At 64.9% G+C, this 12,876-nt stretch carries 12 protein-coding genes and 1 pseudogene; 4 read left to right on the top strand and 9 right to left on the bottom strand.

What is annotated here, in order from left to right; translation table 11 throughout:
* Positions 1–462 precede the first annotated feature (462 nt).
* The gene (locus tag APZ15_RS33685; protein WP_027792135.1) at positions 463–735 is read left to right on the top strand and encodes a hypothetical protein; all 273 of its coding nucleotides are present in this window, start codon (positions 463–465) and stop codon (positions 733–735) included.
* Here APZ15_RS33685 and APZ15_RS41445 read toward each other — a convergent pair.
* A complete protein-coding gene (locus APZ15_RS41445) occupies positions 732–872 on the bottom strand; it encodes a hypothetical protein (RefSeq protein WP_155253152.1) in 141 nt (46 codons plus the stop codon). The two genes, APZ15_RS33685 and APZ15_RS41445, sit on opposite strands and share 4 nt — an antisense overlap.
* A gap of 292 nt (positions 873–1,164) precedes the next feature.
* Between APZ15_RS41445 and APZ15_RS33680 the strand changes: the two genes are divergently transcribed.
* Positions 1,165–1,593, top strand: a complete 429-nt coding sequence (locus APZ15_RS33680) for a VOC family protein (RefSeq protein ID WP_027792136.1) — start codon at positions 1,165–1,167, stop codon at positions 1,591–1,593.
* A gap of 141 nt (positions 1,594–1,734) precedes the next feature.
* On the opposite strand, the gene APZ15_RS33675 is transcribed toward APZ15_RS33680, so the two are convergent.
* From APZ15_RS33675 to APZ15_RS33660, 4 genes are all read right to left on the bottom strand, one after another.
* Positions 1,735–2,718 (bottom strand): M14 family metallopeptidase, encoded by a 984-nt coding sequence (locus APZ15_RS33675; protein ID WP_027792137.1) that lies wholly within the window; start codon positions 2,716–2,718, stop codon positions 1,735–1,737.
* A gap of 81 nt (positions 2,719–2,799) precedes the next feature.
* Positions 2,800–4,128: an MFS transporter gene (locus APZ15_RS33670; RefSeq protein ID WP_021160113.1), complete on the bottom strand. Its 1,329-nt coding sequence runs from the start codon at positions 4,126–4,128 to the stop codon at positions 2,800–2,802.
* 180 nt (positions 4,129–4,308) lie between these two features.
* Positions 4,309–5,217 (bottom strand): LysR family transcriptional regulator, encoded by a 909-nt coding sequence (locus APZ15_RS33665; protein ID WP_027792138.1) that lies wholly within the window; start codon positions 5,215–5,217, stop codon positions 4,309–4,311.
* 131 nt (positions 5,218–5,348) lie between these two features.
* Positions 5,349–6,302: a dTDP-4-dehydrorhamnose reductase family protein gene (locus APZ15_RS33660; protein WP_027792139.1), complete on the bottom strand. Its 954-nt coding sequence runs from the start codon at positions 6,300–6,302 to the stop codon at positions 5,349–5,351.
* A gap of 50 nt (positions 6,303–6,352) precedes the next feature.
* Between APZ15_RS33660 and APZ15_RS33655 the strand changes: the two genes are divergently transcribed.
* Entirely contained in the window at positions 6,353–6,625 is a 273-nt protein-coding gene (locus APZ15_RS33655) for a hypothetical protein (protein ID WP_027792140.1), read from the top strand.
* Between the two features lie 730 nt (positions 6,626–7,355).
* Here the strand turns inward: APZ15_RS33655 and APZ15_RS33645 are convergent.
* From APZ15_RS33645 to APZ15_RS33635, 3 genes and pseudogenes are all read right to left on the bottom strand, one after another.
* Positions 7,356–7,955 (bottom strand): annotated as a pseudogene (locus APZ15_RS33645) (type VI secretion system Vgr family protein); the annotation flags it as partial.
* Positions 7,892–8,242 (bottom strand): type VI secretion system baseplate subunit TssF, encoded by a 351-nt coding sequence (locus APZ15_RS42790; protein ID WP_057056490.1) that lies wholly within the window; start codon positions 8,240–8,242, stop codon positions 7,892–7,894. The pseudogene APZ15_RS33645 and the gene APZ15_RS42790, both read right to left, overlap by 64 nt.
* 149 nt (positions 8,243–8,391) lie before the next feature.
* A complete protein-coding gene (locus APZ15_RS33635; RefSeq protein ID WP_027792143.1) occupies positions 8,392–8,805 on the bottom strand; it encodes a DoxX family protein in 414 nt (137 codons plus the stop codon).
* A gap of 1,006 nt (positions 8,806–9,811) precedes the next feature.
* Here APZ15_RS33635 and fliD point away from each other — a divergent pair.
* Entirely contained in the window at positions 9,812–11,314 is a 1,503-nt protein-coding gene (gene fliD, locus APZ15_RS33630; RefSeq protein ID WP_027792144.1) for a flagellar filament capping protein FliD, read from the top strand.
* 171 nt (positions 11,315–11,485) lie between these two features.
* Here the strand turns inward: fliD and APZ15_RS33625 are convergent, their stop codons facing one another.
* Positions 11,486–12,133 (bottom strand): hypothetical protein, encoded by a 648-nt coding sequence (locus APZ15_RS33625; RefSeq protein ID WP_027792145.1) that lies wholly within the window; start codon positions 12,131–12,133, stop codon positions 11,486–11,488.
* Positions 12,134–12,876: the final 743 nt, after the last annotated feature.

Raw genomic sequence — 12,876 nt, 5'->3', positions numbered from 1 at the left:
GAGATTCCTCCCGCGCTCGAACGATCGCCCCCCCTATGAACGCCCATGCGCTTCGCCTGCCGCGCCGGCACCACCATCGATCATCGCCTCAATATTCGCCGTCGATTATTTGAATATCGAAACAATCAAAAAATAAAAACAACACCACCCAGAATTCAATTAAATCAAATTCAAACAAAAAATTATCGAATTCCATTAACGATAAATTAATTCGATTGGCGCCCTCAAACCCAAATAAATAGTCTGTGTTGTGCGCCGCAACACCGCGATTCAAAAATCAAAGAGGTAACGGAGGCGCAGCACGAATCATTTCATTCGTGCTTTGTCGCAAAGTTCCAGCTTGCCAGGCCCCGTTGATTTCCAGACGCTTGCGAATCAGCAATCCGGAAGGACAGACATGTCTTTCCGGACGTGGCCGACGTCGTCAGATCGCATCATTTCATTCAATTCCAAAGGAAAGTCATGAAGAAGATTGCAACCGTGCTGTTTTCAGCACTGATGCTCGCCTCCACGTGCGCGTCCGCACAGGCACTTTGCAAAGCCGGCAAGATCGACAAGATCGAAACCGACACCACCGGCAACCTGCTGGTGACGATCAACGATGGCGTCTACTCGTTCAGTGCCAAGGAAGTTTATTCAATTATTTACCAGGCATATTCTGAAAACAGAAATATGTTTATCTATGGAAATAATTGCGCGAATGGCTCGCCGGCGACCCGCTTTGCGATTCGTTAATCGATCTTGAAGCGCTCGACGATTATCGATACGTGAAGCCCGGTGCTGGATTGACGGTCTGAATCCAGCACCACCGCGGGCTGGGGTGCCGATACTGCGCGACATCGCACCTGCATGCCCGCTACCTGTTCATCCATCTGCCATTCCCGTCCGGGTACCGACGAAGCCGGCCGGCTTGCCATTGCGATTCAGGCGTCGTCCGGCGTTTGTCGCCTCCATCGCATCATCGTGACGTTCACGCCGAGCCGGATGCCCGGTTCGTTGCGCCAGGCTCGCGCGTGATTCCATGTGCGGCTTGTGAAAGCGCATGCACGGCCGTAGCATCAGGCATCCCTGCGTCGGCGACCGTCGGGGCCCAGCCATGAGCAGACGCCCGGCTGTCGGATATCGCCATGCGCAGACCGTACCCATCCCCGTCGAAGGCGCCCAATGATCGACCACGTTTACATCTCAGTCACCGACATCGAAAAATCACTGGCCTTCTACGCTGAAGCCTTGAAGCCGCTCGGCTGGAGCATTTTCGGCAACTACGACTCCGCCTCGGGCCCGGAAAGCGTCCCCGATCTTTACGGCATCGGCGACGACGTGTACGGCAAGGGAGCGGGAGTCGGATCGAGCATCTGGCTGCGCAAACGCCATCCCGGCGAGACCGGGCTTTACGTCGGGATCGTCTGCGATACCAATGAACTGGTCGACGCGGCCTACGCCGCCGCGATCAAGGCCGGCGGGATTGACGAGGGGAAACCGGCGGATCGTACCTACTTCGCCCCCGGCTACTACGCCGCCAACGTAGCCGACTTCGACGGCAACCGCCTCGAATTCGTACACAAGGCGTGGAACCCGAAGCGACACGCATAGCACATCGATGCACGGGCGCCCTGGCTGTTCGGTCTGCGCCGCCCGCGCCGACGCGTGAATCGCATGCGGCATGGCGCACCCCGCATCGGCTGAGAAGCGCGACCGCGCGGGCCGCCTCCCGGCGGTCCGCCACAGGCGACGTCACCGATCCAGCAAGCGCCCCAGCCGCATCATCGTGACGTTCACGCCGAGATGCCGCATCGACGGTTGCACGATCACGCAGTTGTCGTACGGCGTGACGATCACATGGTCGCCGTCGCGGGCAATTTCGGTGCCGGCCTTCCCGATCACCTCGAGCCCCGTGAACGGTTGCGAGAACCGGAAATCCATCGAACGCGCGACGACCGGCTCCGTGATCTCGACGAACTTCTGCCGCACCGGCACGGCCTGCGTGAGGAAGGCCGCGACGTCGTCGCGCGCAACCACGCCCGCATGCAGCAGGAAGCGCGCCGCGCTGTCGAGCGCGACGTCACGCGCGCTCGCGGCGAAGTGCTGGCCCGTCTCGATCAGCAGCGCATTCTTCGCGCTCGCCGCGTCGCCGAAGCCGCCGTAGTCGCGCAGCCGCGTGCCGTTCGCATGGCCGCGATCGATGATCACGTGCTCCGGCGTGCCGATTGCGGCCGCCAGCGCGATCGCCTTCTCGAGCGGGCCGGTCATCATCAGCGGCGCGGATGCCTCGTGCATCGAATGAATGTCGAGCAGCAGGTCGACCGTATCGAGCAGCGGACGCATCGCGCGCGCACGCGCGAGCTCGCGGCTGTCGCGCGTGCCGTCGAGCGCGGCCGGCGTCCACACGCGATTCATGTCCTCGTCGAGGTAGCGCGTCGCATCGGCGTTCTCCGCACTGAAGTGCTCGTAGGCGCCCACGTTGCCGAAGCCGAGCGACAGCCGGCCCGCAATCGGCTGCAGGCCCGCGGCCAGCAACGTATCCACCGCGATCGCGCCGCTGACTTCGTTGCCGTGCGTCAGCGCGAGGATCATCACGTGCTTGCCGGGCCGGCCGCTGTCGAACGTATGCAGATAGTCGATGCCCGTATTGCCCGCGCGCCAGCGCGAGATGTCGGGGAAGGCCACTTCGATCGGATAGGCCGGCAAGGCGGCGCGGATGGCTTCAAGCGTGGTCATGTCGGAAAGGCTCAACAAGGTTCGGAAAAGGCACGGCCGGCGTGTGCCGGCTGCGCCGGAATCGGGTTTGCGGCCGGCGCGTCACGCCCCGGTCGCGCGTGTCGATGGCGCGGCGGCGGCCGCCGCGCCGCGCATCCGGCGGCCGAGCGAAATCACCGACGTGATCCCGAGCACGGCCGTCGCCATCACGTAGAAACTCGGCGCGAGCTTGTTGTGCGTCGCGTCGATCAGCCAGGTCACGATCAGCGGCGCGAAGCCGCCGAACAGCGTCACCGAGAAGTTGTACGACAGCGCGAGGCCCGTGCCGCGCGTGCTCGTCGGGAAGATGTCGGCGAGCAGCGCCGGCAGCGGCGCGAGGCTCACCGCGATCAACAGGCCGACCAGCGCCTGGACCGCGAGCAGCGTCTCGACCGTCGGATAGCGGTTCAGCATGACGAACAGCGGCCACGTCGTCGCGCCGACCAGGATCAGCGCGATCAGCATCACGCGGATGCGGCCGAAACGGTCCGACAGATGCCCGACGACCGGCGCGGCGACCATCAGCATCGCGCCCGTGACGACCGCGCCGAGATACGACGACGTGGCCGGGATATGCAGCTGCTTGACCGCGTACGTCGGCATGTACAGCTTGTGCACGTAGTTGAAGGCCGTGGCCGTCGCGACCACCCCCGCGCCGAGCAGCATGTTCGCGCGATCGCGCACGAACACGTCGCGCAGCGGCGACTTCGCGCGCCCTTGCTCACCCAGCCGGCGGAAATCGGCCGGTTCGTCGATGTTGCGGCGAATGTAGAGCCCGACCGGGCCGATCAGCAACCCGACCGAAAACGCGACGCGCCAGCCCCACGTGTGCAGCTGGTCGGTCGTCAGCAGCAGGCTCAGCAGCGCCGATACGCCGGCCGCGAGCACCGTCGCGAGCCCCTGCGTCGACATCTGCCAGCTCGCGAAGAAGCCGCGCCGCTTCGCATCGGCCTGCTCGACCATGAACGCGGTTGCCGCGCCGAATTCGCCGCCCGTCGAGAAACCCTGCAGCATCCGCGCGACGATGATCAGCAACGGCGACGCGATGCCGATCTGCGCATACGTCGGCGCGAACGCGATCATCGCGGTGCCGAGCATCATCAGCCCGATCGACATCGTCAGCGATGCCTTGCGGCCCGCGCGGTCGGCGTAGCTGCCGAGCACGATCGAGCCGAGCGGACGCGTGACGAACGAAATGCCGAACGTGCCGACCGACAGCAGCAGCGAAGTCGCCGCGTCGTGCGTGGGGAAAAACAGCTGGCCGATGACGATCGCGAAGTAACCGTAGATCAGCAGATCGTAGAACTCCAGCGCGTTGCCGATGCTCGCGGCGCAGATCTCGCGCCACGGGTTGTGCGGGGCCGGCGTCGCGCCGTGTGTATTGCGGGTCATCCCTTTGCTCCTCCGGTAATGCTGGCCGTCAGGATTTTGAAAGACGGCGCGCGGCTTTGCCGGCGGCCGTTCGGGCCAGTCAAGCGCGGAGTGTAGGCAACGCGGGGCGGGCGTTCGTGCCGTTTCGGCACGCAATCGTGCCGATCGGCGCGCAGGCCGCGCGGGCGCTGCCCGCGGAGGCTATGCGGCGCCGTCGTCGCGGGCCGGCGCGGTGCGCCAGATCGCGTCCAGTACCGGGTGCGGGTCGTTCCGTCGACGGTACAGCGCAATGTCGAAGCCGATCTGCCAGTCGGCGCCCCCGACGATCGCGAGCTCGCCGCGCCGCACGTCGTCGGCGACGAGCCGCTGCGGCAGCCACGCCAGGCCGAGCCCGCGGCGCGCCATCGCGAGGATCGCTTCGTACGAGTCGGCCTGGTACACGGGCCGCAACGTCGGGCGGCCGGGCATTTCGGCGAGATGGCGCGCCAGCACCGCGCGCAGGGTCAACGTGCGCGCGAACGCGAGCCACGGCACCGGCGCCTGCCCGGCCGGCAGCCGGTAGCGCACGCTGCCGCGCGCATCGAACGCGCTGACCGGCACCAGCACCTCGCGCGCGACGGACAGCCAGTCGAAGCGGTCGCGATCGATCAGCAGCCGCGTATGCGGGCTCGAATAGACGATCAGCATGTCGGCGTCGCCGGCCGTGAGCTGCAGGATCGCTTCCTCCGCGCTGCCGGTCGACACGGTCGCCGTAAAAAAACCGGCGCGCGCAACGGTCTCGTCGTACCAGTCGGGGAAGAAGGTGGCCGAGAGCGTGCGGCCGGTCGCGATTCGCAGGTTGTTCTCCAGCACCGGCGACGCTTCCTGGAGTTGCGTGCGGGCGCCGTGCAGGACGTCGAGCGCGTTCGATGCCGCATCGAGAAACACGGTGCCCGCCGCCGTCAGTTCGAGCGGCTTCGTGCGCGCGATCAGGCGCGCGCCGACCCACTCCTCGAGCGACCGGATACGGCGGCCAAACGCCGGATGCGTGACGAACCGGTTCTCCGCCGCGCGGGTGAAGCTGCGCGTGCGCGCGAGCTCGACGAAGTCTTCGAGCCATTTCAGTTGCATGGCTGGGCTCCTGGGTGGGCGATGATGGGCCGGCCGATGCGCGCGGGCCGCCTCCGTCGCGCAGCTGTCGCCGTGGACGGCTGCGGATCACGCGGCGCGGGCCGCGGCGTGGCGCGGCGCGGCGCCCGATCCTACAGCGTCTGCGGCGCATCGCGCAGGACGGCGCGCAGCGCGATATCGAAAGGCGTCGCGTGATCGATCCCGGCTGCGCGCACGCGCGATGCGTCCAGATGGCAATCGTACGGACGCGGCGTCGCGTCGGTCGGCTGGTCGATCCGCGTGAGCGATGCTTCGATGCCGAGCGCGGCCGCGATCCGCTGCGCAATGTCGTACTTCGTCATCGGCTCCTCGCCCGACCAGTGACGGATGCCCGTGATCGACGCACCCGCGAGATGGCGCAATGTCAGGTCGCGGATGACGTCCGCGACGTCGGGCGTATAGGTCGGGTAACGGATCGCCCAGGCGTCCATGCCGACCGCGGCGGCGCCCGGCCGTGCGGACGCGGCGATCGCCGGCACGAGACTCGTGACGGCCGATTCGCTCCAGTCGACGATCGGGCCGTACAGCAGCGGCAGGCGCAGCACGCACGACAGCGGCGACGCGGCGAGGAGCGCTGCCTCGCCTTCCAGCTTCGTGCGGCCGTAGATGTTCAGCGGATTCGGGGTGGCGTCCTCGCGGTACGGAGCGGCCTTGCCGTCGAAGACGTAGTCGGTGGAGATACCGAGCGTCCATGCGCCGTGGCGCGCGGCGAGCGCGCCGATGCGCGCCGGGGCGGTGACGTTGATTGCGCGTGCGCCGTCAGGATCGCGTTCGCAGACGTCCGGGCGGCGTTCAGCCGCGCAGATGATCACGGCGGCCGGCTGGCGGGTGGCGAAAAGGTGTTCGAGGGCCGGCTCGTCGAGGACGTCGAGTTCGGCGAGGTTTTCCGCAGGCAACGCAAGGCGTTTTGCGCCTGCGCCGTGCGGGTTGCGAATCGTCGCGACGAGGTTTAACGAAGACTCGCGGGACAGCGATGCGGCAACCGCGCGGCCGAGGAGGCCGGCGGCGCCGATGAGAAGGACGGTCGATTGAGGTACGGTAGCCATCTGTGAAAGGGGAACGGGGATTCCCCAATCTATACAAGAACAGGCAACCGATGTCGACTCCCCTCACTCGTCGGCTGCATGCCTGTCTTCTCGTCACGTCGGGACTCGCGGCGCCGGTCGGCCTGGCGACACCCGCCGAGCGGATCCGGATGACGCTTCCGGCACGCTCGTCATTCGCGGACAGGCAGGCTGCAGGATTCCCGTCGACCTGCCTGATCTCCAGTTCGACGGGCGCCACCGACGTCGCCATTGCGTCCGACAGGCACGACAGCGCCGCGAGCAAGCCCGGCGCGCTGCTTCAAAAGCCTGTCTGCACTACCTGAATCCTCCCGGAACGGCACAAGAATGCGAACAAGCGCTTAGGTGGCCCGACATAACCATGGTGAAACCCGTAAGCGGCGCCCGGCCCAACCTTGTCCGCGCCGTCATTCGCGACCGGAACGCCACGACGCGAAGCCCACTGCGCCGCTCAGTATCCTGCCGACGCGCACGGGTTCCCTTCCTGCCCCGGCGTCGCAATGCGGACACCGCCCCCCGCTTGCCTGATCACGCAAAACGCCGAGCTGTACACCGGGCCATAGCCCCCTCCCGGTACGATCGAGATGCTGTAGAACTTGTTGATGTCCAGCGCCCTCGGCGCCGCACGCACAACCGCACCGGCCACGGTCTGGCCATAGACGAGACACGCGCCTCGCTTCAGATAAACCGGCGGCGCACTCCCCGGAACCTCCAGCGCCCAATACGTGACAACGGGACTGACCGGGCCGGTTTGTCTCGTCACATCGACCCCGCGGATCTGGATCGGGTCGGAACCAGTGTCGTCACTTGCCGGCAGGCAAGCAGCCGGTTTTCCGTCGATCTGCCTGATGTCCAGGCGAATCGGACCGTGCGACGTGGCAACCGCACAGGAGGTAAACAACCAGCACGATAGGCATGCCACGGCACTGCTTCGCAAAATTTCCCTCACGCTTCGCATCCATTCATCGCGGCATCGAAACCACTCGAGTCAATCAGGAATTCAAACATCGCCACCGTGCGACGGCGCCCGTCCCGCTACTTCGGCAAATTGTCCGTATTCTTCGGATCCCGCAGCAACGGCGCGAGCACCCAGTCGAGTTCTTCCGGCGCGCCGACGTATCCGCGGTGAATGATCGCCTGGTATTTCTTGAGCACATGAATCGCGAAATAATCCGCGACCAGATTTCCCTGCTGCTCCATGTTGTAGTCGTGAAAAACGTTCTGAGGCGTGATGGTGTACTGATAGGCACGCTCGCCGCGAATGGTGACGGTCAGCCCGTGCCAGCGCATCGAATATCCGAGCTGGTATTGCCAGACGTGCGTCATCTCGTGCATGAACCATGACATGTCGCCATCCGCCACCGACGCGGCGGAGAAGTCCTCGAGAAAGTCCTCGTCGCGAAAATACATGTGCCCGTCAGGAGTAACTGCGGTTCTCTTGCGCTGCATGTCGAACCAGAAGTAACTCCCCCGATGCACCCGCACCTTGTCGTAATCGATGCTGTCCTTGAAGACGGTCCGGGCCATCTCGATCTCGCCCGCCGTCAACGGCCGATCATGTCCCTTGACCGTCATCGACTTCTCCGATTCTCCCAACTGAAACTGGTTCGTCTGCACGCCGTTGATCTTGACTCGGCAATCCACGCCGTCACCGCCTTCCGCGCAAGCTTCACGACGCCGTCGATCAGTGGCCGGCTGTCAAGCTGCGTACCACGCGGCACGGTGACGGCGGCCGACATCTGTGCCGCCCGGCCGCTGTCCATCTCGAAGTGCGCGATCGAACATGACGGAAACGCGCGCAAGTAGTGCGGGTACAGCGTCTCGAACCATGCCTCGGTAAACCGCGGATAGTCGTCGTTCTCCGTCGGCAATGTCCTGAAGCAGACGATTTCTGCGAGACGCCGCGGCGTGAACAGCGTCACTGTGCACGCGCAATCATGTCCGGAACCTGTTCGTTTGGCAACGCAGCACCCACGCCGCACGCGCCACACGTCACGCCCCGCCCACAAAAACAAAACCCGGCGCACTTTCGTGCACCGGGCTCCGAGCCGAACGGAACCGCCGCCCCGCCTTACTTCCGGTCGAGCGAATACCGCCCCGGCCCGGTCAGTGCGAGCAACAGCAGCCCGCCGATGATGCTCACGTTCTTGTAGAAGTTGATCATCGCCATGTATTGCTCCATCCCCTGCAGCGCCCAGTAGCGATGGCCGATCAGCGCGGTCGCGAGCGTATAGGCGGCGAACACCAGTGCGAGCGGCCGCGTATAGAAGCCGGCCGCGATCAGCAGGCCGCCGACCAGCTCGACCGCCACCGCGATCACCGCGGCCAGTTCGGGCGCTGGGTTCCCCGTCGACGCCATGTACGCGACGGTGCCCGAGAAGCCGTTCAGCTTCTGCCAGCCGAACAGCACGAACAGGATCATCAACAGCACGCGAGCCGCCAGCAGCAGCTCGTCCTTCTTCGACTCCAGCGAAACGTAACGCATAGCAATATCACCCTTGAATTGACGGTTTGATGCATCCGGTGCCGGGAGGCGCCGAATCACTCCTCGCACGATCGGACAGCAGGCCGGAGCGCCCGCCGCCGAAGAATCCGTCGGGTTGCGCCGTTCCCGGCGCGCTTCCGATCGGTTCTGGCGAAGCACGGGTGCAGTCTACTGTCTCGTCACGAATCATCAATCCGTCAAAGAAGGATTCGCTGTCTCATTAAAGTGGACAATCGACGACAAAAGCGCCGACAGGCAAAGGTCGGCAGGCAGTGCAAATCAACCCGCCGCATGTTTCCGGAACACGGAAACGCCACGCTTCTTTCAGGCCACCTGATTCAATCGATATTTTCGGCTTCAATTGACACAAATCGGTCACAACCGCGCATATCGAACTTGTCATTAAACGGCGGGTTCAATATCGATTCACAAAGGCCGACTTGATTCCCGCAACTCGACCCGCATTGCAATCTACCGGGCATTCTGTTTCAGAAAAAATCTCATGGCCCGGAAACGAACATCGGCAATACGAAAACGTTTCGCGGGCAGGCGGACTGGAATCGCCGGTGACGCATGTCGTCCGTCAGACAAGGATTTCAGCCCGTCATCGACTGGGAAACACCCTTTCCACACACCGTCGATCGATCCGATGTTTAGCAGAATCAGCGCAAAACCTTGACCAATCCTTCTCGCCCTTTGCCAGTTTTCAACACCGTGAAAAATGCTTGAATAAATACAGCCAAAACGGTGTGTTTACGGCAAAAAATCGCAGACCTTTAGCCCTCACTCAAACACCCCGTTCCCGTCTGCATTTTTCTCAACATGCATTACAAAAAATTACCAAGTAATACCGATTTAAATATACGATAGCGCACGTCCTTACGTTTTCCCGACACTCCCGTGAACCCCGGGAACGCGTCGCGCCGGACGCGCCCTGCCTTCGAAGCGCCGCAGGCCGACCCGGCAGCCGCTCGTCACGGGATCGTTATTCAACCGGAGACCACCCATGGCAACGAACACGCCCGTGACCAGCGGCGCGAACACGAACAGCCTGTTGCAACAGGCGGCGCAATCGATCATCAACGGCTCGACCGGTAATCCGTCGATGGACGTCGGCACGCTCGTCAAGACGCTGGTGAACGCGAAAACCGCCGGCCGGGCCGCCGCGCTCGCCGCGTCGCAGACCACCGGCACGACGCAGATTTCCGCATTCGGCGCGCTGTCGTCCGCACTGGGTGCGCTCGAGGCGGGCCTCGCCTCGCTGTCGAATGGCGGGCTGCAGTCGACGTTCACCGCGGTCGCGAGCGGCAAGGGCCTGACCGCGACGGCGGGCGCGGGCGCGGTGGCCGGCACCTACACGATCGGCGTCACGCAGACCGCGACCGCGCAGGCGCTGGCTTCGTCGGGCTTCGACGGGAGCAAGGCGCTCGGCACCGGCACGCTGACGCTGTCGCTCGGCAGCCAGTCGTTCAAGGTCGACGTCACCGGTACGAACAACACGCTGTCGGGCATCGCGGCCGCGATCAACTCCGCGGCGAACAACCCGGGGATCAGCGCGACCGTGATCAACGGCACCGACGGCGCGCACCTCGTGCTCGCGTCGACGAAGACGGGCTCGGCGAACGCGATCAGCGTCGCGGTCGGCAACGTGGCCAACGACAACGGGCTGTCGAACCTCGGCGTCACGTCGACTGCCGACACGACGGGCGGCGCGTCGAAGATCGAATCGGCGAACAGCGCGGCCGCGTGGCGGCAAAGCGCCGTCGCGCAGGACGCGAAGTTCACGCTCAACGGCATCGCGTCGACCAGCGCGAGCAACACGGTGTCGGGCGTGCTGAGCGGCGTCACGCTGAACCTGTCGGCGGCCGCGGTCAGCGCGACCGACACGCAGACGCTGACGGTCAGCACCGATACGAAGTCGCAGGCGGCCACGATCACGAACTTCGTGAACCTGTACAACACCGTCGTCAAGACGATGGGCGCGCTGTCGAGCTACACGGAAGGGGCGAGCTCGCAGGGTGCGCTGATCGGCGATTCGACGCTGAACACGATCCGCAACTCGCTCGCGTCGATCGTCGCGCGCGGTGTCGCGAACGAGAACGGCAACGGACACACGAACCTGATGGCGATCGGCATCTCGCTCGAGAAGGACGGCACGCTGAAGGCCGACAGCGCGAAGCTCGACAGTGCGCTGTCCAACAACCCGTCAGGGGTCGCGCGCCTGTTCAACTCGACGAACGGGATGGGCAAGCAACTGACCGACCAGATCGCGCCCTTCACGAAGAAAGGCGGGATGATCGAAGTGCGCACGAACGCGCTGAGTGCCAACCTGAAGCGCGTCACGCAGCAGCAGACGGATCTGGCCGACTACGCCGCGCAATTGACCAAGCAGTATCAGGCGCAGTTCACGGCGCTCAATACGCTGATGGCCAAGATGAACTCGAACACGCAATACCTGACGCGGCTGTTCGGCGGCGCCAACAGCAGCGGCACGCTGGCGAACAAGTGATGCGCGCCCGGGCCGCCGGATGATCGCGGCGGCGGCGGCCGGTCAATGGATCGACCGGCTCGCGCCGCCGCGCACGGCGTCCCGCCTGGACACATCACGCAGACGCCGGCGGTGCGCAAGCATGCGCCGGGCGCCCTTCCGCGGTTCGCTCCATCGCGGCAGGCCGTGCCGTCAGCCGAGACCTTCGACGCGATCGGCAAACAAATCGATCGCACGCGACACCTGACGCCCGAAATAGCCTGGCCGTTCGCGCTCGTATGCGCGCAGCAGCGACGTGCATTCACGCTCCGCCCAGCGCCACACGGGGCCCTGTTTCGCGAAGACCGGATGACCGTGCAGTTCGGCCGGTACCGCGTGCTCGTCGTCCCAGCCCCAGAAATACGCCTGGTACGCGCGTGCGTACGGCATCCCCAGATGGCTCGCCACGGTCTCGTCGTGGCGCAGCGTGAAATCGACGATTTCCTTGCGCGCACGGCCGCCGATATCGTCATGACGCGCCTCGATCCAGCAGTGATACCTCGCGAGCTGCGACAGGTGCCGCGCGGTGCGGCGCCGCTCGCGCGTCGTGCACAGCGCATACAGGTTGCCGCCGCCGAAATCCAGCACCTCCCCACCCGCGAACGGCCGGTACGGCTTGCCGGTCAGCAGCGTCAGCACCTGCGCGCCGACGATCGCGTAGTCGGCACATCGCATGTAGCCGCTGCGCGTCGTCGCTTCCGACACGCTCCGGTGGACGACCTCATCGATCACGGCATGCAGCATGGGATCTACCGGTGCCGCCAGGATCGGTGGCTGGCTTGTCGTCGTGACGTGTTGCATGGGAAACGGATGCGGATTCAACGGTTCGTCGGGAAAAGCGCTCGGCGGCGCAATATTACGAATCGTTACAAGAAACGATGAGGGGGGATGATCAGATTTGTGTGCTTTTGTCGCCCGACGTGAACATGCACCGGTCAGCCGGCGGCGGCAGATCGTGGGGCGCAACGCGTCGGACGGACGAGCGGCGACGCCGCGGTTGGGGATTGGCTTGGCTTGGCTTGGCTCGACGCGGCTCGACGCGGCTCGGCTCGGCTCGGCTCGGCTCGGCTCGGCTCGGCACCGGCACCGGCACCGGCACCGGCACCGGCACCGGCGCTTGAGGCTTGAGGCTTGAGGCTTGAGGCTTGAGGCTCGGCGCTCGCGGCTCACAGCTCACGGCTCGCCGACGGGATAGTGCGATGGAATGGATGAAGGTGGGACCGCGCGTCGGCGCCGTGTCGACAGCCCATCGTCATTCATGACGACGGGCAACCCTGACCGTCAACGAATGCAGCGGCCCCGCCGCGACAGGTACCCTTGCCGCCCTCGACAGCATAGAAACGCCCGATGGATTCGCCGGGCCATACGTTGGGGCCGAGCACGCGCCGGGTTCACATCATCGGCGATCGCGGATACGCCACCAACACCGCTTGTCGCGACGCGTACACAACGCAACGCATCGCGACAAACCGGCCGTGCTTGCAGCCACCGTGCGCCTCCCGACGCCCCCACGCGCGAGCATCCGCCTGCACGGCACGCGATGC

This window comes from Burkholderia cepacia ATCC 25416 (assembly GCF_001411495.1).
Lineage (GTDB): Bacteria > Pseudomonadota > Gammaproteobacteria > Burkholderiales > Burkholderiaceae > Burkholderia > Burkholderia cepacia.
The sequence above is the reverse complement of the archived record's forward strand: the minus strand, read 5'-3'. Positions and strand labels throughout refer to the sequence as shown.

Bases quoted from the DNA above. Each gene is read 5' to 3' on its own strand.
- APZ15_RS33635 (WP_027792143.1), bottom strand. From the start codon at position 8,805: ATGCGTTACGTTTCGCTGGAGTCGAAGAAGGACGAGCTGCTGCTGGCG.
- fliD (WP_027792144.1), top strand. From the start codon at position 9,812: ATGGCAACGAACACGCCCGTGACCAGCGGCGCGAACACGAACAGCCTG.
- APZ15_RS33680 (WP_027792136.1), top strand. From the start codon at position 1,165: ATGATCGACCACGTTTACATCTCAGTCACCGACATCGAAAAATCACTG.
- APZ15_RS33660 (WP_027792139.1), bottom strand. From the start codon at position 6,302: ATGGCTACCGTACCTCAATCGACCGTCCTTCTCATCGGCGCCGCCGGC.
- APZ15_RS33675 (WP_027792137.1), bottom strand. From the start codon at position 2,718: ATGACCACGCTTGAAGCCATCCGCGCCGCCTTGCCGGCCTATCCGATC.
- APZ15_RS33665 (WP_027792138.1), bottom strand. From the start codon at position 5,217: ATGCAACTGAAATGGCTCGAAGACTTCGTCGAGCTCGCGCGCACGCGC.
- APZ15_RS33670 (WP_021160113.1), bottom strand. From the start codon at position 4,128: ATGACCCGCAATACACACGGCGCGACGCCGGCCCCGCACAACCCGTGG.
- APZ15_RS33655 (WP_027792140.1), top strand. From the start codon at position 6,353: ATGTCGACTCCCCTCACTCGTCGGCTGCATGCCTGTCTTCTCGTCACG.
- APZ15_RS33685 (WP_027792135.1), top strand. From the start codon at position 463: ATGAAGAAGATTGCAACCGTGCTGTTTTCAGCACTGATGCTCGCCTCC.
- APZ15_RS33625 (WP_027792145.1), bottom strand. From the start codon at position 12,133: ATGCAACACGTCACGACGACAAGCCAGCCACCGATCCTGGCGGCACCG.
- APZ15_RS41445 (WP_155253152.1), bottom strand. From the start codon at position 872: ATGGATGAACAGGTAGCGGGCATGCAGGTGCGATGTCGCGCAGTATCG.